We start from the raw sequence: 22,319 nt of genomic DNA, 5'->3' as shown, positions 1-22,319 counted from the left end.
GAGGACGCAGAATGAAAACTTCACAAATGCTGTATCTCTATAGAAGGCTGTATGTGCAGCAGCTCAAAGCTATTCTGGAATATAATAAGGATTTTTATATTTTGATGTGCTCGGCCGCGTTGACGCAGGTGCTGGGGTTTGTTTTCCTGTGGGTCATCTATGACCGGATTCCGGATATTCACGGCTGGCAGTTCTGGGAAGTTACTTTTATGTACGCCATGATCTTCCTGACGGAGGGAGCGGGGTCGCTGTTCTTTGAAGGCACCTGGCGCCTCGGAAGGCTGGTGAACACGGGTGAGCTGGACCGGTATCTGCTGCGGCCGGTGCCGGTTGTCCTTCAGGTATTCTGCACCGGGATCGGCATCAACGGGCTTGGCAATCTGCTCATCGGCGGCGTCATCATCTGGCAGTCGCTTGCGCACAGCCCTATCCACTGGACCGTAGGCAAAGCCGCCATTCTATTCCTGCTGTTCCTAACTGCGGTCATCATCCGGGTATCTATCAATCTCGCGGGCAATTCTGCGGCCTTCTGGATTCGCAATGCGGGCAATGCCTTTCCGCTTATGGTGCATAATCTGTCCGATCTGGCCAAATACCCCATCACACTGTTCCCACAGGCGATCCGCATCTTTATTTCTACGGTGCTGCCCTATGCGTTCATCAGCTTTTATCCGGCGACCTATATCTTCGGCAAAAGCGGCTGGTCCGGCTGGTGGCTGCTCGCCCCTGTCGCGGCCATAGGGAGCGCGGCTGCGGCTTATGGGATCTTCCGGTACGGGTTGTCGAGGTATGAGAGTACGGGGAATTGAACGGAAAGCGAGTTAGTCTCCCATTTAGGAGCTGGATCGGCGTTGGCACACGGGTGGACGCTCCGTGAACGGACCGTTGTTCCGATCGCTGTTGTGTCCAGATTTTATTATCATTTTTACCTTAGCGGTGAAAATCCGGACACAAAGGCGAACGCTGCCGCTTCTCCACAATCGTTCCGTCCCCTCCGCTGCTTAAGCGGGTATTACAACCGGTAGAACGATCAACCTTTAAACCACTGAGGAGAACTAAGAACAGAATCACCCTGCGGGTGGATAATCTAAGAACCTCTGCGGTCCAGTCAACTCGTATGGCTACCTCCCTTATCCCTCTGCCCATTGCAGAGAATCCTGATCACGCACCTTCGCACCAGCACATTGTATTCGGTTTTCCGCATACATTTGGCTCACGCGGCGCGTCCAGCCCAAATGTGTTCGGTTTTTCGATTACATTCAGCCCACGCGTACTCGCATCAGCACATTGTATTCGGTTTTCCGCATACATTCGGCCTACGTGACGCGTTCAGCCCAATTGTGTTCGGTTTTCCGCATACATTCGGCCCACGCCTCTTATCCACAACAGACGGATAATATAATTTCCTATACAATAAGACAACGCCGGCTTCATTCCTACCGGCAGCGTTGTCCCCCATTTAGAGTCTGATGCTTCACTTAGGGGATCTTTGTACATTCAATAGTCTTCTACTTCTACTTCTACCGTGCAATAAATTGCCGCTTGTCGAGATCCAGATCGTATACCCGCGGCTTTAGCTCCGGGTCCCCACCGGCACCCTCAGGCGAGTGCACAACTAACTGTTCATTCAGGTTAGCAGGTGCGGGCTGAATTTCGGAGTAGACAAGCATATCTTGTACAAGTTCACCCTGTACGAAGGATAGGGGAAACACTTCTCCGCTTATTTTATTGACCGCAAAGGCATAAGCAACCAATCCATGCCCTGATTTATATTGGGGAGCAAGCAGGTATACCTCTGCATCCTTGAAGCTGACTTTATCGAACTTCAGGACCTGATCTGATTGACGTACGAACAAGAGTGCCGGAAACTTCAATAACTCCTGATCCTGACCATCCTCACGGTACACTATGGAGTAATCGGCCTGATAGGTCTGATCCCCTTCGAGACCATAATTGCTGGACACATTCAGATGTCCCCGCTCCTCCGGACCGCTGGAGATCATCAGCAGCTCGCCCCGCTCCGTAGCGGCTCTCGCCCGGACGGTTCCAGCCTCATTAACGGAATTGATAATGACGGAATCGGCCAGACCCTCGGGCAGGAACTGGCTGGCAATACCTGACGGAGTTGCCGGAATCGCTGGTGAAGCAGTTGGAGTAGATGAAGCCATAAGAGCAGGTGTAGCTGATATAGCTGGGGTAGACGTTGCAGTATTAGACGGAGTGGCTTCTGCCGATTCTCCCGCCGGAGTAACCGGGTTGGATGCTTCTTGATTGCTGCATCCCAGCAGCAGGCTGAATGACAGGATCGCGCCCGCTGCCAGCGTTGTACCTATAGATCGGATTGGACTCATTCCCCTCTGTGCATTTTTATGAGCACAACCCATTATATAGTGATACAACTCCTCACAAATTTAAATAATGTCTTCTCTTGTTTAAAAAATAGTAACTAAATATATAGATTAAACCGAAATTCCCCCATCCCCACTTCTATTGTACTTTCTACAGCAGATGCCCCCGTAATCAGTCATTGAAAAGGAATCTGTTGCACTTTGTACATTAGGAATCAAGTAAAAGTGGGGTTTGGGGCAGAATTGCAGAAATCTATTGTATAGAATACATCAGAATGGGTTTTTACTCCTAATATTGAGAAATCTATTGCACATAGTACATTCACCCAAGCAGAATTTGCTCAATTAGCTAGCAGAAGACTAGTCTCCATCTTGTAAAGGACTGCCTAGTTGAGCAGCTACGGTTATTATGCAGCTCATTTTCGCATCAGCTAATCTACCGGAACATCCCCTTCAGCAGCGGCGGAGTGACGAGTGTCGTTACCATCACAGCCGGTCCGAAGAGGATACCGACAAGCAGCTTGCCCAGCACCGCAGGCTGACCAGCCTTGCAAACAGGTGTCCGGCCAGCGTGGTGAATAACAGAATCAGCAGTAATTACTTCAGATAGAAGACTTCACGCAGCGGCACCATCGGAACCGCATCATTGAAATCAAAGGAGCCCTCTACCATCTTTGAGGTGATCGCATTCCAGCGGTTGCAAGCTTCACTCCCCGCGATATAAGCAAAGGCCGCTTCCGTATCCTCACATTCAAAGCAATAGAAAAACTGGTTACCGTTCTGAAAAATGGAGTAATTGCGGATGCCCGCCTTGCTGTGCTCCTCCAGAATTTCCGGCCATGGCTCCAGATGCATCTGCACGTATTCCTCCAAGCATTCCTCTTTCACCTTCCAGGTCCAAGCCAACTTGTTGCTTCCCATCTTCTCACCCTCCTAGAATTCCTTTGGTCTGATCATATCACGAATTAATGAGTTTTGAACATGTCTGATTAGGACATCCCGTCCGGAGAACGGTACCGCCCAAGCTCATGCGCTGATCCCTGCCTCATTCGGACGGAGAATGGCAGAGCCTACCGCCAGCAGAATTGCAGCCATCAGGCCCAGAATGGCAAACGGCAGCCACAGCTCATTCCAGCCTCCGCCGGTAGCGGCAATGTCCACTGCCTGTATGGCCCATTTTTGCGGCGTGAAATTGGCCAGCTTCTGCATATAATCCGGCATGATGGAGATTGGCCAAAAGCAGCCCCCGAGCATACAAGTCGGTGTAAGGATCAGCGAGTTCAGCATACCGGCATTGCGCGGATTGCGGATCAGGCCGGCAACGGTGCTGGCGATGCCCATAGATACCAGCATGAAAGCAGCGAGAACCAGGAAGTAGAGCGCCATCGGCATCCCGTAATCGTAGCGGAGTACCCATCTGCCCAGTGACAGGACCACAAGGATCTGAATCATCCCGACAAGGAAGCTCCCCAGGAAATTACCGAGCGCGATTTCATAAGACCGGACCGGAGCGCTGAACATACGTATCATCGTACGCCCACTGCGGTCGTCGGTAATCAGGGAGACAGAGCTCGTTACCAGTGCCATCAGGAACATCAGCGTCAGACCGGTAACGACGCTCAGCGTCTGCCGCGGATACAAATTATAATCTGTACGTGTGCTTCCGACGTTATGCTGCTCTGCCTGCCTCAGCACAGCAGCCAGCTGCGCCTGCACATCACCCGTGCCGCTGCTGCCAGCCGCAACTGCTTGTGCAGCTTCAGCCATATTTGCGGTGATGGCCGTGAGCTTCATTCTCAGCACCATCGAGCTTTCGCTTGCCCGCAGCTCATAGACGCTAACCTGCGGCTGCTGCCCCGCCATCAAAGACGCCGAATAGCCCGCAGGAATCCATAACCCGGCCGTCCCCTCCTGCTCGATGGTCGCCTCCTTCAATGCAGCTTCATCCCTGCGCTCTTCAAGCTTGTAATCTCCGGTCTTGGCAAGCTCCGCAAGCAGATGCTTACCGGCTGCCCCCGTATCCGAGTTGGCATACAAGACTGTGGCCTGCTCCTCCCCGGCACCTCCGGTAAAGGATATAATCGCAGCGACCACTACGCTTGGAAGCAGGATGAAGATCATCACACCTTTGACGGTGCCTATGCTTCGTCTGACCATATTCCAGGCAATGGTTATTATTTTATGCATGGTAGCCCACCTTCCGGTATGAGACAATGACGGCTCCGAACAGAACCGCACTGATGAGGCACATGACCCACAGATTCGGCAGAAGCTGCTCCAGGCCGGAATGCAGCATCATACGGATGATCGCCTGCTGCGCCCAGTGGTTAAGCGTGAATGCACCTACGCTGTTCACCCAGGAATCGGGGAGCGGCGCCATCCCGCCACTGATGAAGGTCATCCCTACAGTCAGAACACTAATCATATTCGCAGCGGTTGCCGATGTCCGGCTGAACAGGCAGACCAGCACGGAAAGTGTCATCGAAGCGATGATCATCAGCAGGCAGAAGAGCAGCAGCAGTCCGGGGCGGTTGCCCCAGTAGACACCGAACAGCCAATCAGACAGCAGGATGATCGCCAGACACTGGAGAATACTGACAAGGCCCACGCCCAGCATTTTGCCGACGAACACCTGCCAGTCTTTGACCGGCATAGAATTAATTCGGAGCAGCGTACGGTTCTCTCTGTCGCCAAAAAGTGAGCCTGTTACAGTCAACCCGCTGTACAGCAGAAACATCAGCAGCATGGAAGCCGCATAGAACTGGGCAGCCGTATACGTCTTCCCGCCATTATTCAGTTCTCCCAGCACCACTCCAGTATTCTTGGCAGATGCCGAAGAAGCTGTAAGGGCCTGCGGCCCGAGTGTAACCGCTACGGCCTGTTTATAATTGAGCTCCCGCAGGAAATTGTCAAAAGCCGTACCCGCCACCAGGTTACCGGTATGATCCTTGCCGAGAATGAACTCCAGCTCCGCCTGCCCTCCGCGCTGCACCCCCTGATCAAAGCCCGGGGGGACAATAACGGCATAAGCGTATTTGCCTGTACGTAGCCCGCTCTCTGCCGCCTCCCGGCTGCCTGTCTCCACAGGGATAAGGATATCCTTAACTTCCGGCGTCTCCAGAAAAGCCTTAGTCATAACAGAAGCCTCTGCTCCCCCGTCTCCGGTATTCACAACAGCTACACGTACCGGCTCTATCTTAGCGGCCTCCTTAGCCCCCACCACCCCGGAGAGTGAAGCCCCCAGCAGAAAGATCAGCACCAGCGGCAGCAGAAGCATATTGAGCAGCATCGTCCGTGACCGGAACAGCCTGCGCAGCTCATGCATCATAATGATCCAGGTATTCACACCTTATTCCCCTCTCTAATCCCGCAATGTCCGGCCGGTCAGACTGAGGAACAAGGTCTCCAGATCCGGCTCCTCGATGTTAAGGGAGGCAATCACCCCTTCGTGCTTGGCGAAAATGAACAAAATATCCTGCAGCGCACTTTGTGAGGAGGGCAGATATAGCGCTATAGCATCCTGCACCGCTTCTACCCGGCTGACCCGGGGATGCTGCTCCAGCTCCTTCACTAAGGCGGGGGTGATGTTCGCTGCCTTCACAATGATTTTCTCCTCATGGGCCACCCGTTCCCGCAGCTCGCTCTCCGTACCGCAGGCAATGATATGCCCTTGGTCCATAATGGCAACCCGGTCACAGATCGCAGCAACTTCCTCCATATAATGGCTTGTATAGATCACCGCCGAGCCCATCTGGTTCAGCAACTTCACGGATTCCAGAATATGATTACGCGACTGCGGATCAATCCCGACGGTCGGCTCATCCATAATAATCAGGCGCGGTCTGTGCATGATAGCGCAGGCGATATTCAGCCGTCTTTTCATTCCTCCCGAGAAGGTGGACGGCTTATCCCTGGCCCGGTCGCTAAGGCCGGTGAAGGCCAGCGCCTCCCGGGTCCGTTCCTTCAGCAGCTTGCCGCGCAGACCATAGAGCTTGCCGAAGAAGCTTACATTGTCCGCCGCCGACATATTCTCATATAACGCCAGCTCCTGGGGCACAAGTCCGATACGCTTTTTGACCTCAAGCGGCTTCTCCCGGACAGACACTCCGTCGATGATAATCTCCCCGTTGTCCGCCTTAAGCAGACCGCAGATCATGCTGATGGTTGTGCTCTTCCCGGCACCGTTCGGGCCCAGCAAGCCGAAGATCTCACCCTCCTGTATATTGAAATTCACGTGGTCCACAATCAGCTTGCCGTCATATCTCTTCACCACATCACTTAATACTGCAAGTGCCATTGCGCGACTCCTCCTGTTCCCTTCGTTCTCGTAAGCTTATTGTACCGCAGGTCGGGTGCAGCCGAAGGTACTAAAGGTCATCCCTCAGAGGTGACCAAAGTCATCTCCTGAACAGCCGCGCTGATATGCTAAGATGAAGACCTGAGAAGAATTTGATGTACCATTGATATTTTCATAAAAGGATGAGCTTATTTGACCAGAGAACTGAATCTGCTGCGTTACGGTCTCATTATGATTCCGGCAATCCTGTCCATTCAACTCTATGAATATGCCGACTATGACAGGTTCACACTGCATTTCCTGCTGTACCTGCTGCTGGCTACACTGGGTGGAAGGCTGCCGCGTTCACTCTCTGCGCTGACCGGAAGCCTGGAGCTGATCTTCACCGCCTGGCTGTGTTACCAGTATAGTCCGCTGATGGTTTTTCCGGCTGTGTCTGCGGTGTTGTCCTATACCCGGTCACAGCAGAAGAACACAGCCATTGCCTTCTTCTGCATTCACCTGGCACTGCTGAATGCCGCTATCCTTACCGCAGACCCGGCCGTGCGGGTGTCCACCAACCTCACCTTTGTGCTGGCTGCCGGCTTGAATGTGCTGCTGCTCCGGGCAGGGCGCGGCCGTGCCGATACTTTGTTTCTGTATGATGAGCTGCGCAAAAAACACTTCGAGCTGGAAGAGGCCCGCTCAAGGCTGCTTCAGTTCACCTCCCAGGTCGAGCTTGCGGCACAGGCGGAGGAACGGGTGAGGATCGCACGCCAGCTGCATGATGATATCGGCCATCGGCTGATCCGGGTCAAGATGATGACCGAAGCCGCTATCCATACCCTGCCTGCGGCTCCCGACACAGGACTGCAAATGATGAACCAGATCCGGGACCAGCTCTCCGGCAGTATGGACGACATGCGGGTTGCGCTGAAGCGGATTAACCATACCCCGCAGCTGGAAGGTGCCTATGCGCTGGACCGCCTGCTGGAAGAAGTGGGCCGGGATACCGGCATCGCTACCTCTTTTACCGTTCAAGGAATTCCCTATCCGCTCTACCCGAGTCTTCAGGTGGTGCTGTATACCAATGCCCGGGAAGCCATCACCAATGCGCTGCGGCACGGCAAGGCCGACTCGGTCTGGATCAATATGTCGTATACGGACCACGAAGTGAGAATGGAGACCGGGAATAACGGGAAGCTGCCTGACGATCCCTCTCTGCATAGACTGCACAATGCCAGCGGAATGGGCCTAAAAGGCATGAAGGAACGCAGCGCTCTGATGGGAGGCACGCTGGAGCTGCGGCTGCAGCCGCAGTTCACGGTCATCACCCGGCTGCCGGTGTACCGGCAGCCGGAGGGCTATCCGATGTAAACATCTATGCTGCGGGAAGGCTATCAGCTACAAACCCCTATTCTATGGGGGAGCTACAAGCAATAAACATCCATTCTGTGGGGAAGCTACCCGCTATAACGAGTATTCAACAGGAAGGCTATCAGCTGTAAACGCCTATTCTACGGGGAAGTTACCTGCTATAACAACTATTGAACAGGAAAGCTATTAGCTATAAACGCCTATTCCACGGGGGGAGCTACCTGCAATAGGCGAAAGTTGGCGATAAGTGGATTATTTTAGAATAAAGGGGGTTCTGTGATTATGATTAAGGTACTGATTGTTGACGATGATTCTTTTATCCGCGAGAGCCTGAAGGTACTGATCGGCCTGGATGCTGATATTGAAGTGGCCGGGACGGCAGGGGACGGCCTGGAGGCCCTCACCTTGCTGAAGACGCTGCCCGGCTGCGCAGATGTGGTACTCATGGACATCCGGATGCCGGGCTGCGGCGGGGTTGAGGGCACACGCCTGATCAAAGAAGCCTACCCGTCCGTAGCTGTCCTGATGCTGACTACCTTCGATGATGACGAATACATTATAGAAGCTCTGCGGGGCGGAGCCAGCGGATATTTGCTTAAGAACATTCCGCCGGACCGGATCATTCAAGGCATCAAGACAGTACATGAGGGCAATATGCTCATTCATCCCGAGATCGCCCGTAAGCTGGCCGGCTTCCTTCAGCCGTCCGCAAGTCAGGAAGCCCCCCAGACTCAGCCGCTTGCTTCCTATGGTCTGACCAAGTCCGAGCAGGCCGTAGTCACCTCCATCGCGGAGGGACTCACCAATAAAGAGATTGCCGCCAAGCTGTTCCTGAGCGAAGGCACGGTCAAAAACTATATTACAGACATCCTCAGCAAGCTCGGCGTACGCGACCGGACCCAAATCGCCATCCTGTATCTGAAGAATGAGCAGGGGAACCGGTAGGGGCGGGAGGAATGGGGACAGGGCAATAAAGTAATGGGATTCGGGAGTAGGGGAGGATACAGCGGGAACAAAAAATTAGTAGTTACAATCACCGTCTAAACCACTCTTCATCGCTTCTGTTCCCGGATTGGTGGGTTACAGAGGTTATATTGTTGTACTTTAAGCAGGAATTGGTTTGAAGCGATGGGTACAGAGCACGAGTTGTTGTATCTTTTGCAGGATTTCCCGCGTTTAGGCAGGCAATGGCTCTACATTGTTGTATTTCATGCAGGATTTCCATCTGCTCGGCAGATCACAGTACACTTTGTTGCATTTAGTGCAGGATTTCTGCCCGATTCGGAGTCCGTTGGTTGGAATGGCTTCTTAACGAGGGGTAGCGGCTGGTGGACTCAGGTGCACTTTTGCTCCTCATTCACGCCTACCGCCCACTTCCTGCGGATTCAAGTGCACTATTGCTCCTCTTCCACGCTCGCCGCCCACTCCCTGCCAATTCAGGTGCACTTTTGCTCCTCTTTCACGCTCACCGCCCACTTCCTACGGATTCAGGTGCACTTTTGCTCCTCTTTCACGCCTGCCGCTCACTCCTGCGGATTCAGGTGCACTTTTGCTCCTCTTTCACGCTCACCGCCCACTTCCTACGGAATCAGGTGCACTTTTGCTCCTCTTTCACGCCTGCCGCTCACTTCCTGCGTATTCAGGTGCACTATTGCTCCTCATTCACGCTCGCCGCCCACTTCCTTCCAATTCAGGTGCACTTCTAAAGCTACCTCCGATTTCAAGAATATTCTAACCGCACCAGACGAATATCATATTTCCTCACACATGCAAAAGGCCCGTACCCCCGAAGTGAATTCAGGGGGTACGAGCCTTTCGCCTTCCACGCCAGCATCAGCTGGCTGGGACAAGTACATTGGGTATGCTTCCGTCAGACTCCGGCTGAGTCCTGCTTGGCCTCTGCGGGCGGGGTCTTCTTCTTCGCCCGGCCCAGCCGCTCCGGCCGCACGCCCCGCTGCCGGGTGCCTGTCCGCATCCTGATGATGCTGAAGATGCTGGAAGGCTTGGCCTCAGCCGTTAGGCTTCCATCCGGGTCCGGCACCAGAATGATGCCGAGCTGATGATGGTCCCCGGCATAGATCGCGCGCTGCAGATACTTGCTCTCGCCTTCGCGGTTCAGCACCTCCAGCTTGCAGAACGCGGGATTCATGCGCAGGGCCTGATGTAGCTGCGCCGCACTGGTCAACAGGACCCCGTTGACCTTCAGCACGATCTCGCCGGGCAGGATGCCCAGCTCCTGCGCGGGGCTGCCCTGCAGCACGGCCAGCACCTTGCGGCCGGCCGGGGGATGCACGAAGATGGGGCTAAGGCTGCGCTCCTCCAGAGCGCTGTACCAGCTTAACCCTTCGTGCAGCAGAAGTGCCGCGAGCGCCGCGACGACAGTCAGCGGGCTCCATAGGTCTGCAAGCAGGCTTAAGCCGAGCAGGACGGCGCTGTATAACAGCAGCCGTCCGAACGTACGGGCCGCCTTGCGTCCGGGCAGCATGCCCTGGGTCATCTCGCTGAAGCCGATGAGGACCGGCAGCGAGACCAGCCCGAGGCCTCCGCCCAGCAGCGGATGCCACGGCAGTTCACCGATTCCCGCTCCAGGGGGAATCAGCAGGAACAGCGGCAGCGGCCAGAAGGCCTGCAGCTGATAGCCGCCCACGACCTTGCCGCGCTTGCCGGCAAGGAACAGCGGCGTCGCCAGCCGGGGCCCCTGCCAGCGCGCCAGCAGCGCTTCGGCCAGGTGGAGCAGCGCGGCGAGCGTCAGCAGCGCCGGGATGTCCATCTCCCGCACGGCGCCGGCAACCGTTCCAGCGGTTCCATGGGTCAGCGCGCCGGGGAAGAAGGATAGTACAAACTGAACAACACCCAGCACCCCTATAGCATACGCGAAGCATAAATAGCGCACCCGAAAGAGCATTAAGACAAGGCTGACCACCCATATACAGGCTACAGCCGTATAAGTTACGGAAATACCCAGTGCCACAGCAGCCAAGGAAACCACCAGTCCCGCAACCGCGCCGGTCCATACTGTCCGCCAGGTTTCTTGCCCCCAGCTATGCAGCTTCACATGAATCAGCTTCCGCTCCAGTGCAACCTGTCTGCGGTAATATAGTGCAATAAATATAAGAGCGATATAGTAATAAGGCTGAATCAGCAGATGAATGACCGCTGTACCCCAGCTAGTAAGCAGTTCCGGCATCACATTCAAACCGTTCGTCACACTCCTTTTCGTCCGGACAGGTGGAAATGTATGAAGCTCATTCAACTATCCGTATCAGCGGGAAATAGAAGGATGAGTTATTAAGTAAAACATTAAATGCCTGTATTTAAAAAAGAAGGCTAGAATCAGCCTTCTTACTTTTTCGACGCTGCCGCCTTAATTTCCTTCTGAATTTCTTCGATCCCTTTATTCCGCTGATTGTCGTTCACCGGATCTTGAATGACCTTGATCAGCGCCAGCTCCAGTGCTTCTGCGGTCTTGGTGTCAATCGAGCCTGTCGTCTTCAGCTTCGCTGCGCTCTGGAATTTCTTGACCGCCTCTTTGGTACCGGCATCGAAGTAGCCGTCCTTGCGGCCTGGCTTGTAGCCCAGTCCATCCAGCATGGTCTGCGCGCTTTTGACATCTGCATTGTTCATATTGTATTGCAGCGTCACGCTCTTATTGATCGGTGCCACCGAGAAATAATCCGGCTGGGCAACCGCGATATCCGGCTTAATGCCCTTGCCGTGAATCCAGGTACCGTCAGGGGTAAGCCATTTGGCTATCGTAATCTTCAGCAGGCTTCCGTCCCCGAGCTGCTCTTCGAAGCTGGTCTGGACAGTCCCTTTGCCGAACGAGTTCTCTCCGATCAGCTTAGCTCCTGCGGATTGCTGCAAGGCTCCTGCCATGATCTCCGAAGCACTCGCACTGCCCTTGTTCATCAGCACCACTACCGGGTATTTCTTGCTTGATCCCTTGGAGGTGCTGACTTCACGCCGCTTGTTCTTGTCTTCCACCTGCACGATGGCTTTGCCGGACGGCACGAACTGCTCTACCATCTCAATCACAACCGGCAGCACACCGCCCGGGTCATTCCGGACATCAATGACGAGTCCCTTCATGCCTTGCTTCTCCAGCTTGGTCAGCTCTTCCTTGAACCGCTCAGAGGTGTTCTGCGAGAATTGCGTAACCTCGATAACGCCGACTTTGTCCTTCTCCATCGTGGAGTAGACTGTCTCCAGTCTGACATCATCACGGGTAATAACAAATTGCAGCGGCTCCGCTGTGCCGGTACGCTGGATCTTCAGGGTTGCCTTGCTTCCCTTCGGACCGCGGATTTTGGCAACAGCCGCATTCAGCTCCAGCCCTTCAAGCGATTCATCGTTAACGGAGAGGATAACATCCTTGGCCTGAATACCGGCCTTCTCTGCCGGTGAGCCTTTGATCGGTGAGACCACAACGACCTTGCCGTTGTCCGAAGAGACTTCAGCGCCGATCCCCGAGAAGGAGCCTTCGATGCTCTCCTCAAATCGCTCTGCGGTCTCCTTGCCCATATAGTTGGAGTACGGGTCACCGAGTGCTTCCATCATTCCGTTGACCGCACCGTCAATCAGCTTCTCCCGGTCCACCTTCTCATAATAATTGCTCTCGATCAGGCTGAGGGCGGTACCAAGCTTCTTCGATTCCTTCTCCTGTAGCCCGGCAGTCTGCAGGACTGTGGCCAGCCCTTGGCCTGCCGCTTGTCCGAAGACCTGCACATAACCGGTTACGCCCAGGGTCAGCAGGCTGCCGCACAGCAGTGCCGCGACGATCATAAAGGCCGCAGTGCTTTTCTTTAACATGATGTTCCCACCGTCCCTTCTTGTCCATCTTATCACCAGCATGGGCCCGTTTCTTAAGAAACGGCATCTCTTCCAGTATATGCCGCAGAATGAAATTATATTTATTATATAGAATGTACTTGTAAGTTTTTCTGTTATGGGATTGCCGTGACTCCAGAGAATGTTTGGCCCTCCGGCCGCTGTTGTCCCCAGATTTCTTGATTATAGACCGCTATTAGCGGTAGAAATCCGGTGACAAAGGCGGACGCTATCGCTCCTACAGTGCCAAAATTCTCCTCCGCCACTTTTCCCTGTCTGTATATTTTCAAGTTCAATCTATATAGAGCTTAAATTTACAGATAAGGCATTGGATTCACCGGTTTACCGTTAATCCGCACTTCAAAATGCAGATGCGGGCCGGTTGAGCGTCCGGTTGAGCCGGATTCGGCAATCGTCTGTCCGCGCTCCACCCGTTCTCCCTGTTTCACTCGGATGCCGCCTTGACGGATATGTCCGTACAGCGTCCATACCCCGCCGCCATGATCAATAATGACACAATAACCATAACCGCTATACCATTGCGCCATCACAACAGTACCGGAATCCGCCGCATGGATATTCGTTCCCTGCGGCACTGCAAAGTCTACACCGGTGTGCAGCTTGCCGACTTCATGCGTCACCGGATGTGTCCGGTAACCGAAAGGCGAGGAGATACGTGCGAAGCCAACCGGCCGCAGGTATGGGCCGTCCCCGCCGGAATATTCCTCTGCGCTGGCGATGGAGGATCTGTCACTGCCGCCCGCAGACTTGGCAGCCTTGGCGGCAGCCGATGCCCGCGCTGCAGCTGCTGCCGCCCGGCGGGCCGCCTCAGCTTTGGCTGCGGCTGCTTTGCGTGCGGCTTCCTCTGCCTTGATCTTATCCTTCTTCGCTTCCAGGGCAGAGCGGTTGGTGGCGAGCTGCACCAGCTTGGCATCCTGCTCTGCGGATATAATCTCCGACTCTTGAATCTCTTCATCGTAATAAGCGATGAGCTGCTGCTTCTCCGCTTCCTTCTCCTTCAGCAGACTGCGCTGGGATTCCAAATCGGTATACAGCTGCTTCGCCGTGGCATACCGGCCTTCCAGCTCCTGCTTCTTGGCAATGACCGTCTGCTTGTCCAGCTTATGCTGCACCAGCAGATCCTGATCCTGATCCACGATCATCTTCAGGGAATCGGCCCGGTCCAGGAAATCCGAGAAGCTGGTCGAAGACAGCAGCACATCCAGATAAGAGACTGCGCCATCCGTGTACATAAGGCGGACACGGGATTCCAGCAGCTTTTCGCGGGAGGCCACGCGTGCCTCTGCCTCGTCAAGCTCCGTTGCCGTCACGGTAAGCGACTGCTCCGTGCTGGCAATTTTGCCGGAAATCGTGGTCATTTCGCCCTTCACCTGTTCAATCTGCCCCAGCACATAATCCAGATTCAGCGTGGTCTTATTCTTATAGTGCTGCGCTTCCTGATTGCGGGAATCCGCCTTTTCCTGCGCGGCTTTGGCCGCCTTGACCTCCTGCTGCAGCTGCTTCAGCTGCTTGTCAATCTCGGCAACACTTGTTTTCTTCGCATATCCGTCAGAGGGCCCGAACATTGTGGCAGCCAGCAAGATTACGGCTATTCCGGCGACAATCTTCTTCAACTCGCACTCCCCGTCCTTTGTTCAAATGTGAATTATATTAGGCTATACCTTCAAAAATTTGCGGATCGATACGGTACTTCCCCACACCCCGATCAATACGCCGAGACCCACCAGCAGTCCGCACAGCAGCAGCCAGATATCTCCAAACGGAATCAGCTGCAGCCCCAGCATCGGATCTCCCTTTACGGAAGACACGAGACTGCTATAGCCAATGTACAGCGCAACCGAAGTAACCAGCGAGCCGATCAGCCCGATCAGTGCCCCTTCAATAAAAAACGGCCAGCGGATAAAATAATTCGTCGCGCCCACGAGCTTCATAATGCCGATTTCCTTACGGCGGGCAAGAATCGTTACCCGGATGGTATTCGAGATCAGGAACATGGACATCAGCGCCAGACCTGCTACAAAAATAAACCCGATATTGCGCACAGCCTTCGTCACCTTAAACAACGTCTCCACGGAGCCTTTGCCATAATTCACCTTGTAGATCGGCTGCTCTGTATGGGTCTTGTTCAGTGCTTCTATCTTCTCTGCTACGAACGGAACGGTGGTCGGCTCGATCACCTCTACGAGCAGCTTGTCCGGCAGCGGATTATTGTCTTCGTCGAATCCTTCCAGAAGCTCGGCCGCATCCGGCCCCATATCTTCACGGAATTCCTTCAAGCCCTGTTCCTTGGAGACGAACTCCACCTTGCTGACTTCCGGCATACCGCCGATTTCGTTTTCCAGCTTCTCCCGCATCTTCTGATCCGTATTCAGCGTCAGATGCACATTGATCTGCACCTGGCTGTCTGCTTTGTCCGCTACCTGATTGACGTTGAGCACCAGTAGGATGAACACTCCGAGTACGAAAAGAGAGACAACGATGGACGTGATGGAGGCCACCGACATCCAGCCGTTGCGGAATACGTTTTTGAAGCCTTCCCGCACATGCCGCAAGAAGGTTTTAAAACTCATAACCGTATTCCCCTCTCACTTGGTCTCTGACGATCGTTCCATCCTCAATGGCAAGCACCCGTTTGCGCATTTTGTTGACAATATCCCTGTTATGGGTCGCCATAACGATTGTGGTTCCGCGGAAATTAATCTCATCCAGCAGCTGCATAATGCCCCACGAGGTCTCCGGGTCCAGATTGCCGGTAGGCTCGTCCGCAATAATAACGGAAGGATTGTTAACGATGGCTCTGGCAATAGCGATCCGCTGCTGCTCTCCCCCTGAGAGCTGTGAGGGCTCACGCCCCGCCTTGCTGCGCAGTCCCACCAGATCGAGCACTTCATTCACACGTTTCTTGATAACCTTCTTCGGCGCCTCGATAACCTCCATGGCAAAAGCGACATTCTCATAAGCCGTCATCTTCGGCAGCAGGCGGAAATCCTGAAACACCACGCCGATATTACGCCGCACATACGGAATCTTGCGGGGCTTCAGCTTACCGATATTGAACCCCCCTACAGAGATTTGTCCTTTGGTCGGCGTCTCTTCTCTATAAATTAATTTCATGAACGTTGATTTACCTGCGCCGGACGGTCCGACAATGTAGACGAACTCATTTCGGTCGATTTTGACGGATATTCCTTGTAATGCATGGGTTCCGTTAGGATAGGTCTTCCATACATCCTGCATCTCGATCATCTTATCACTTCCCGATTCTGACATCTTCCGCCGGGCTACCCGAGCGCGGAGCTTCCATAAACTGCATTATTACCGCAGGCGTCTCTATTGTAACAAATCCATAACCCCTTGAGTACCCGAAAGTTTTACCGATTCCTTACATATACATAAAAACATCAGTCCTCGTCCCAGCTTCTACCCTTATCTATCGGCATTTCTATTTGTCCCTTAAGCGTTATTGTCCGTGGCCTGCGCCAGCAAGCTCCAGCGCAAATCCGTCCCACAGAAGGAGAGATTGCCTATGAAAAAAGCACACGCCGCCCTCATCGCGGGATTCGGACTGATTCTCGCCGGCTCGCTCGCAGCCGGAGGCCTTCATCTATACGGCACCCAGCGCACCTTGCCTGCAAGCACCGTGATCGCTGGCTGGGAGGTTGGCGGACTGAACATTGCCGACGTACAAGCCGGATTGGACACAAAGCTGCAGGCGCTGGAGGCTATTCCTCTTGACCTGAAGGCAGGGGAGAATACGAAGCTGCACCTTACGCTTAAGCAGGCAGGCGTGACGTACGATGCCCGGGATTTCCTGCGCGCTGCCAAGACGTTGACCGACGGCACGCTGCTGGAGCGGGTACAAGCCCGGCGCCACTGGCCCGGCAGCTGGAATATGGAGATTCATCTGGACACCGCACCGCTGAAGAGCCTGCTGAATCCGGCATGGGAACAAGAGACCTTCGGTGTTCCCGTCGATGCTGTGCGGCGGATCACCGGAGATGACCGTGTAGTGTATACACCGGGCACCTCCTCGTATGCGGTGGACTGGCAGGCGATGGAGCTTGCGCTACAGGCAGCCGTGCCCACCCGGCTGGCCGGTACAGGCTCACTTCAGGAGCAACGCATTCTGTTGGAGGTCCCTTTAACCGTCAAGCAACCGAAGATTACCCTGCAATTCCTGAAGGATCAGGGCATCGAACGCAAAATCGCCCAGTTCAGCACCTCACTCGGAGCCAGCGGCCCCGGGCGCAGCTTCAATGTGGAGGCGGCGGCCAAAGCGGTGAACGGTACGGTGCTGCCGCCGAATGCGGTTTTTGATTACGGCAAAGCCATTCAGAAGGCCCAGACCGAATACGGCTTCCGCGAAGCCCCGGTCATTGTCAACGGCAAACTCCAGCCCGGCACGGGCGGGGGGATCTGCCAGGTCTCCAGCACCCTGTATAACGTGGCGCTCCGCTCCGGGCTGGAGATCGTAGAACGGCGCAATCATTCTCTCCCGGTGAGCTATCTGCCCAAGGGGCAGGATGCCACTTTTGCCGAGGGGTATATCAATTTCCGCTTCCGTAACAACACCGGCAAAACCCTGATCATCAAATCCGAAGTCAAAGGGCGCACACTGACCATCAAGCTGTTTGGAACGTTTCCGAAGAATGTCTCGTATTCCGTTGAATCCCGGACTGTTGAGGTCCTTCCTCCTACGGACAAATATGTGAGCGATGCCTCGCTCCCCAAGGGTGGAACCAGGGTCCTGCTTGCCGGCAAAACCGGCTATGTAGTTGAAACTTATATTACCCGTTATGTTGACGGCAAAGCGGCGGAGCGAAAAAAACTCTCCCGTGATGTCTACTACGCCCAGAAACGCGTCATCGCTGTCAACCGCGGCGGGATGAGCAAATCTACTCTGCCTGAATCCCCGCGCAGACAGCTGGTCGAGGATGGAGTAAAAGGCCAGTGAAACCCTGACAAATAGAAACGGCTGTGCCATCCTTGTAACAAGGGAGGCACAGCCGTTGATGTGAGATGCTGGATCGAACCTGAATCGGCTCCTCTAGAAAAGAGTATCCGGCGACATATCAATTCTCCAATAGCCGCTTACCTTCTTCAGCTTCACCGTTACGACTTCCGAAGCCCCATTCGCTCCTTCGGCAGGTACAGTCAGCTCGAATACTGCTGTTTGTGCGTTTTTGGAGACCATGCGGGCAGTAGCCTGGCTGTAATCCAGTGAATTGCCCAGATCCGCATTCACCTGTGCCATTCTGCCGTTATGCTCCAGGAACTGCGTCTGTGCATAGAAGACTGCCGCGTTATGTGTGTACGCTTTCTTGATATAGCTCATCAGCTGCTGCTTCGTGCCAAGGTCACTGGACAGATAGCGGTACTCCTGTGCTTTATAAGTGAACAGCTCAGGGCTGAATACGTTGCCGCCCCGGCTTGCATACGTATATAGCTTCTTGGCATGAACCACCAGCGGAACCACACTCCGGACGGTAAGGTTGTTAATGGTAGCCGGCCCTTCCTTGCCCGGTACAGATGCTGCAACCGTTCTTACTCCCTCAATGCTTGCCACCGGTGAAGCCGCCAGCGCTCCGCCCCCTGCAGAGACAAGACCCAGTGATAATGCCAGTGAACCGATCAGCCATTTTTTGTTCAAATTGAACGCCTCCTCATATTCCTGTTTGCTAGTTAGAGGGATGCTTCTCCCCACACTGCTGCGATAAGTACTATATAACTTACGATAGCCCGTAAGCTAAAATACCCAAACCACCCCGGGGTGTAAACGGAAAATGGGGGAAATGCGTAAAAAAACTCCGATTCCCGGGGAAATGGGGAGCGGAGTTGAATTTTAATCCACGTTTACATCTTCAAAGTAGGCTGTAAATGAGACATTCGCTGTTATAATACTTGAAGTGCTACCTGTGGCCCCGCCGTCCGATGACCGCTGGAATGTTAATGAATCCACATTTACAATCCGGGGCAATTGTTGAAGCGCATGTAGCCAACTACAAATACCGGCATAATCGCCCTCCACTACAGCCGTCATAGTGAGCTGCTTCACAGTAGGGTAAGCTACCGTACTCGAACCTGTCATTTGCTGGATGGGATTCTCCTCGCCTACACTGAAGCTGACATCCTTCAGCTTCGCACCGGTCACAGAACCGATAGAGCGCAGATCAAGAATCATCTGTTCACTATGATCCCCTTTCGGAAGCTGCGCGAGCAGTGCCGCTTCTTCAGCCTCCTGTGCAGTATCATTCTTACGTTCTTCAATTTTGCTCTCAAGCAGACTGTTCTGTTCGTTCAACTGGCTGAGCTGGGATTCCTGATCCTTGATTTCTCGACTGCCCGGCTGTAGACCCAGCATAAAAAAAGCGAACAACAGCAAGAATAAAATCAGCACACCCAATGTAATAGGAGACCTGTACTTATTGATTGGTTCCACTGCCATCCCCCTCCCCTGTCCCTTCCTGCCTATCCGTTCCAGTAACCGTATCGTCTGTCTTCGCTTTTATTAAACTCACATGATAAACAGCAGTATATGCACCATATGCCGAGACAGCACCGGACTCTAACGTGGTATCCCCAACTGTAAGCCTCTGAATCTCGGCGCTTTCAGAAAAGGACATTTTACGCAGATTGGCCAGATATATAGAAGAAGCTTCCATGCTTGGAACTCTAACGGTGAGATCAATGGAATTATGATACGTATAGTTGAGACTGCGCAGCAGACTGTCTCGCGGCAAGCTGGAGGACAACTCGTTCAGTACAGGCACAATATTCACCTTATAGGTGCGAAGCTCATCTACAGCAGTTCTCCTATCCAGAACCCCGGATAAACCATTTAGCTTGGCGAGTTCAGTCTGAAGCATCAACGAGCGGTCCTGGGCTCCCTGGATTTGCTGTTTGTTATCAGAGATTTGCCCTCTATTTGTTACAAAAATAATACCGGTCCCTATCACACCAAGCAGCCATATTCCAACAAGCGCGACAGCAATATAAGGGAACAGCACTGCCTCACGATCTTCCTGGGGCAGCAGGTTTATGGTAAGAAAATGACTATCTTGTAGCGCAGCGCCAGCAGCCACGCGATAATCATTCAGCTCCAGATCAGAGGCACCGCCACCCGCAAGATCTTCCAGTCCGGTCGTTGATACTTCCAGATCGGTCAAAGACTGCTGCAATTCCTCATACAACTGGTTACGGATATGCTGTGGACCTGCAATTAATACATTTCGAACTCTCGTGCTTCCGTCATGAAGACTGTATTGATAGAAGTTCAGCATCCGCGAAATTTCAGCGGTAATCTCCAGCATCTGTCCAGGAGCAAGCAAGCTGCTAGTGAAACTGGACGCTGCTGCGGCTTCCCTGATATAGTCCATACTAGCTTGAATAGCAGGCTGTACCCCGCTATTCAAATCCATCTGATTAATGGTCCGAATGAACACCGGATTACCGCTGCGGAACATATACACATCGAGAATGTTCTGCTCGATATTGATCAGCATGGTTTCTTCAAACCCGGCATTCTGGCCGATAGCCAGGCTGCGGGCAAGTGCCGTTGCAGCAATCTCTACGCTACTCACGCGCAGGCCAGCGCCTTCCAGAACATCAATATAGTCCTGTATCGGCTTACGGGGTGCAGCGAACACCAACAGATGGCTGCTGTCCTCATCCATACTAGTGACAACATAATCATAGACCGGGTTCTCAAAAGGTAAATGCAATCCCGTTTCCACTTCCAGCTTGACAAGCTGCTCAACTTGTTTCGGGTTAGTGCTTGGGATACTCATTTTACGGATGATAATCTGAGCGGGGGGAATCGACAGTGAGACCCGGTTGCCGCGCAGCCCCTCTGCCTTCACCCACTGCTTGACCGTTACCAAGAGGGCTTCAACATCTGCTACCTGGTTCTCTACAATCAATCCTGGCCGAAGAGGAAGGTAACGCTTCTTGCGTACTTCCCATGACTTTTTGTTTTTGAAGCTGATATAGCGGATTCCCGTCTGCTCAATCGCAAGACCGGCCGCCGGATTCTGAAGTCCAAACATAAGCCATAAGCCTCCTAATGAATAAGCGAGAGATACCCGCCGATAATCTCTGAACCGTAACCATAAGCAAGCAGTGCTCCTACAGCGAGCCAGGGGCCGAAGGGAACAGGCTGTCCGCGCTTAACGATACCCGTCAATTGCAGCGTGCCGCCAACCAGCGTTCCCATCAGACAAGCGGCGAAGAAGGCCAGCAGCACATCAGGGAACCCAACGACCAGTCCCAGCAATGCGAACAGCTTGGCATCGCCCATGCCCATCCCGCCAAACCAGGCAAAAGGTAAAATGATCCCTCCACCCACAGCAGCACCCAGCAGGCATAACCATATCGGTCCTTCAGCACTCAACAGGGTGAGCGCAAGCAAGACCGGTGTGAAAAAAAGCAATATCTTGTCCGGAATCAGCATATATTTGAGATCCGCCACGGTTACAATAACAGCCAAACTCGACAATAGGATCGCCGTTATACCTTTGAATGTTATGCCGAACTCCAGGTAGGACCATAGGAACAGCAGTCCTGTTGCAAGCTCGCCTAGCGGATACAGCATGGACACCTTGTTCCCGCAATATCTGCAACTTCCCCTGCTGGTCAGCCAACTGAGTACCGGTATCAGGTCCTGCGGTTTCAGGCGAATTCCACATCCGGTGCAGCGCGAGGGTGGATGATTGAGCGATTCTCCGGCTGGCACACGCAATGCAACAACATTATAGAAAGAGCCCAATGTTAACCCGAGCAGGGTGACATATACAGCGATAACGATAGTCATAGTAGATTCCTTTTGGGTATGGGATGTTGTAAAAAAGGAACCGGAATGATCCGATTCCTTGAAATTAAATATGATTACGCTGATTATTCAGATAACCATTAAGGCTTTATTGTGGGAGCAGGTGTAGCTGGGCTTGACTTTAAAACCTCCGAGGCTGTAAAGCTGCCTCCAGCTTCCGAATTCGTGCCCGTAGTCGGAACAGTTGCTACATCTTTAGAACCAAGCGGTTTGGGGGTTAATGCCACAGACTCTAATTGACCTTTTAAAGTGAAAACTACAACACCGCCCTTAATGGCAGTTTTTGAACTTGGAAGACTTAAATCAGTATCCAAATACCCTTTGCCCTGCATTTCTGCAATAGTAACACTTACAGCTGAAGTATCAATGAACTTACCATCTCTCTCACCAGCGATATATAACCTCGCCGCATCGTAAATTTGGCGGGCAGTAGCTACGTCAGAATCTTTTTTTGCATCCGAAATAATATTCCCGATCAACGGAATCGCAATAACCGCGATAATCCCCAGGATAACAATAACCGCCAATAACTCAATCAGGGTGAAGCCCTTCTGACCTTCTTCTTTACTCAATCTCTTCTTGATTGCATTTGCCAACATTTGATTTCCTCCTAGAATATAATTTATATGACTGGAATTACTCG

General features: G+C 53.3%; 19 protein-coding genes. 4 read left to right on the top strand and 15 right to left on the bottom strand.

The annotated features are described in order from the left end of the window. Positions 1–11 precede the first annotated feature (11 nt). Positions 12–809 (top strand): ABC transporter permease, encoded by a 798-nt coding sequence (locus HQN87_RS18050; protein ID WP_173136244.1) that lies wholly within the window; start codon positions 12–14, stop codon positions 807–809. A gap of 711 nt (positions 810–1,520) precedes the next feature. On the opposite strand, the gene HQN87_RS18045 is transcribed toward HQN87_RS18050, so the two are convergent. From HQN87_RS18045 to HQN87_RS18025, 5 genes are all read right to left on the bottom strand, one after another. Beyond that, on the bottom strand, positions 1,521–2,351 hold the full coding sequence (locus tag HQN87_RS18045) for a hypothetical protein (RefSeq protein ID WP_173136242.1): 831 nt from the start codon (positions 2,349–2,351) through the stop codon (positions 1,521–1,523). A gap of 594 nt (positions 2,352–2,945) precedes the next feature. Next, positions 2,946–3,269, bottom strand: a complete 324-nt coding sequence (locus HQN87_RS18040) for an L-rhamnose mutarotase (protein WP_173136240.1) — start codon at positions 3,267–3,269, stop codon at positions 2,946–2,948. Between the two features lie 105 nt (positions 3,270–3,374). Next, a complete protein-coding gene (locus HQN87_RS18035) occupies positions 3,375–4,535 on the bottom strand; it encodes an ABC transporter permease (RefSeq protein WP_173136238.1) in 1,161 nt (386 codons plus the stop codon). Then, on the bottom strand, positions 4,528–5,694 hold the full coding sequence (locus tag HQN87_RS18030) for an ABC transporter permease (protein WP_173136236.1): 1,167 nt from the start codon (positions 5,692–5,694) through the stop codon (positions 4,528–4,530). The genes HQN87_RS18035 and HQN87_RS18030 overlap by 8 nt, the downstream gene beginning before the upstream one ends. A gap of 15 nt (positions 5,695–5,709) precedes the next feature. Next, complete coding sequence (locus HQN87_RS18025) at positions 5,710–6,645, bottom strand: ABC transporter ATP-binding protein (protein ID WP_173136234.1); 936 nt, start codon at positions 6,643–6,645, stop codon at positions 5,710–5,712. Between the two features lie 192 nt (positions 6,646–6,837). Between HQN87_RS18025 and HQN87_RS18020 the strand changes: the two genes are divergently transcribed. Further along, a complete protein-coding gene (locus HQN87_RS18020; protein WP_173136231.1) occupies positions 6,838–8,001 on the top strand; it encodes a sensor histidine kinase in 1,164 nt (387 codons plus the stop codon). A 282-nt stretch (positions 8,002–8,283) separates the two neighbouring features. Continuing rightward, on the top strand, positions 8,284–8,946 hold the full coding sequence (locus HQN87_RS18015) for a response regulator transcription factor (protein ID WP_173136229.1): 663 nt from the start codon (positions 8,284–8,286) through the stop codon (positions 8,944–8,946). Between the two features lie 925 nt (positions 8,947–9,871). On the opposite strand, the gene HQN87_RS18010 is transcribed toward HQN87_RS18015, so the two are convergent. The 5 genes from HQN87_RS18010 to ftsE form a co-directional block, all read right to left on the bottom strand. After that, positions 9,872–11,188, bottom strand: coding sequence for a PDZ domain-containing protein (locus tag HQN87_RS18010; RefSeq protein ID WP_173136227.1), 1,317 nt, complete (start codon positions 11,186–11,188; stop codon positions 9,872–9,874). A gap of 155 nt (positions 11,189–11,343) precedes the next feature. Then, the gene (locus HQN87_RS18005) at positions 11,344–12,810 is read right to left on the bottom strand and encodes a S41 family peptidase (protein ID WP_173136225.1); all 1,467 of its coding nucleotides are present in this window, start codon (positions 12,808–12,810) and stop codon (positions 11,344–11,346) included. A gap of 332 nt (positions 12,811–13,142) precedes the next feature. Next, positions 13,143–14,462, bottom strand: a complete 1,320-nt coding sequence (locus HQN87_RS18000; protein WP_173136223.1) for a murein hydrolase activator EnvC family protein — start codon at positions 14,460–14,462, stop codon at positions 13,143–13,145. A gap of 42 nt (positions 14,463–14,504) precedes the next feature. After that, positions 14,505–15,419, bottom strand: coding sequence for a permease-like cell division protein FtsX (gene ftsX / locus HQN87_RS17995; protein WP_173136221.1), 915 nt, complete (start codon positions 15,417–15,419; stop codon positions 14,505–14,507). Continuing rightward, positions 15,409–16,095 (bottom strand): cell division ATP-binding protein FtsE, encoded by a 687-nt coding sequence (gene ftsE / locus HQN87_RS17990; RefSeq protein ID WP_173136219.1) that lies wholly within the window; start codon positions 16,093–16,095, stop codon positions 15,409–15,411. The genes ftsX and ftsE overlap by 11 nt, the downstream gene beginning before the upstream one ends. Positions 16,096–16,375: 280 nt before the next feature. Here ftsE and HQN87_RS17985 point away from each other — a divergent pair, with 280 nt between their 5' ends. Further along, complete coding sequence (locus HQN87_RS17985; protein ID WP_173136217.1) at positions 16,376–17,803, top strand: VanW family protein; 1,428 nt, start codon at positions 16,376–16,378, stop codon at positions 17,801–17,803. A gap of 93 nt (positions 17,804–17,896) precedes the next feature. Here HQN87_RS17985 and HQN87_RS17980 read toward each other — a convergent pair whose 3' ends face one another. From HQN87_RS17980 to HQN87_RS17960, 5 genes are all read right to left on the bottom strand, one after another. After that, complete coding sequence (locus HQN87_RS17980; protein WP_173136215.1) at positions 17,897–18,499, bottom strand: DL-endopeptidase inhibitor IseA family protein; 603 nt, start codon at positions 18,497–18,499, stop codon at positions 17,897–17,899. 192 nt (positions 18,500–18,691) lie between these two features. Beyond that, positions 18,692–19,288, bottom strand: coding sequence for a type 4a pilus biogenesis protein PilO (locus tag HQN87_RS17975; protein ID WP_173136213.1), 597 nt, complete (start codon positions 19,286–19,288; stop codon positions 18,692–18,694). Next, the gene (gene pilM, locus HQN87_RS17970; RefSeq protein ID WP_173136212.1) at positions 19,272–20,894 is read right to left on the bottom strand and encodes a pilus assembly protein PilM; all 1,623 of its coding nucleotides are present in this window, start codon (positions 20,892–20,894) and stop codon (positions 19,272–19,274) included. The genes HQN87_RS17975 and pilM overlap by 17 nt, the downstream gene beginning before the upstream one ends. Before the next feature lie 14 nt (positions 20,895–20,908). Beyond that, a complete protein-coding gene (locus HQN87_RS17965) occupies positions 20,909–21,658 on the bottom strand; it encodes a prepilin peptidase (protein ID WP_173136210.1) in 750 nt (249 codons plus the stop codon). Positions 21,659–21,756: 98 nt separating this feature from the next. Continuing rightward, positions 21,757–22,275, bottom strand: coding sequence for a type II secretion system protein (locus HQN87_RS17960; RefSeq protein WP_216857349.1), 519 nt, complete (start codon positions 22,273–22,275; stop codon positions 21,757–21,759). Positions 22,276–22,319: the final 44 nt, after the last annotated feature.

Origin of the sequence: Paenibacillus tritici (assembly GCF_013204885.1) — a bacterium.
In the GTDB taxonomy this organism is placed as follows: domain Bacteria; phylum Bacillota; class Bacilli; order Paenibacillales; family Paenibacillaceae; genus Paenibacillus_AQ; species Paenibacillus_AQ tritici.
This window is presented reverse-complemented; position numbering and strand designations above follow the sequence as displayed.

Coding starts and splice junctions, on each gene's coding strand:
- HQN87_RS18050 (WP_173136244.1), top strand. CDS start 12: ATGAAAACTTCACAAATGCTGTATCTCTATAGAAGGCTGTATGTGCAG.
- HQN87_RS18045 (WP_173136242.1), bottom strand. CDS start 2,351: ATGAGTCCAATCCGATCTATAGGTACAACGCTGGCAGCGGGCGCGATC.
- HQN87_RS18040 (WP_173136240.1), bottom strand. CDS start 3,269: ATGGGAAGCAACAAGTTGGCTTGGACCTGGAAGGTGAAAGAGGAATGC.
- HQN87_RS18035 (WP_173136238.1), bottom strand. CDS start 4,535: ATGCATAAAATAATAACCATTGCCTGGAATATGGTCAGACGAAGCATA.
- HQN87_RS18025 (WP_173136234.1), bottom strand. CDS start 6,645: ATGGCACTTGCAGTATTAAGTGATGTGGTGAAGAGATATGACGGCAAG.
- HQN87_RS18015 (WP_173136229.1), top strand. CDS start 8,284: ATGATTAAGGTACTGATTGTTGACGATGATTCTTTTATCCGCGAGAGC.
- HQN87_RS18010 (WP_173136227.1), bottom strand. CDS start 11,188: ATGCCGGAACTGCTTACTAGCTGGGGTACAGCGGTCATTCATCTGCTG.
- HQN87_RS18005 (WP_173136225.1), bottom strand. CDS start 12,810: ATGTTAAAGAAAAGCACTGCGGCCTTTATGATCGTCGCGGCACTGCTG.
- ftsX (WP_173136221.1), bottom strand. CDS start 15,419: ATGAGTTTTAAAACCTTCTTGCGGCATGTGCGGGAAGGCTTCAAAAAC.
- ftsE (WP_173136219.1), bottom strand. CDS start 16,095: ATGATCGAGATGCAGGATGTATGGAAGACCTATCCTAACGGAACCCAT.
- HQN87_RS17985 (WP_173136217.1), top strand. CDS start 16,376: ATGAAAAAAGCACACGCCGCCCTCATCGCGGGATTCGGACTGATTCTC.
- pilM (WP_173136212.1), bottom strand. CDS start 20,894: ATGTTTGGACTTCAGAATCCGGCGGCCGGTCTTGCGATTGAGCAGACG.
- HQN87_RS17965 (WP_173136210.1), bottom strand. CDS start 21,658: ATGACTATCGTTATCGCTGTATATGTCACCCTGCTCGGGTTAACATTG.
- HQN87_RS17960 (WP_216857349.1), bottom strand. CDS start 22,275: ATGTTGGCAAATGCAATCAAGAAGAGATTGAGTAAAGAAGAAGGTCAG.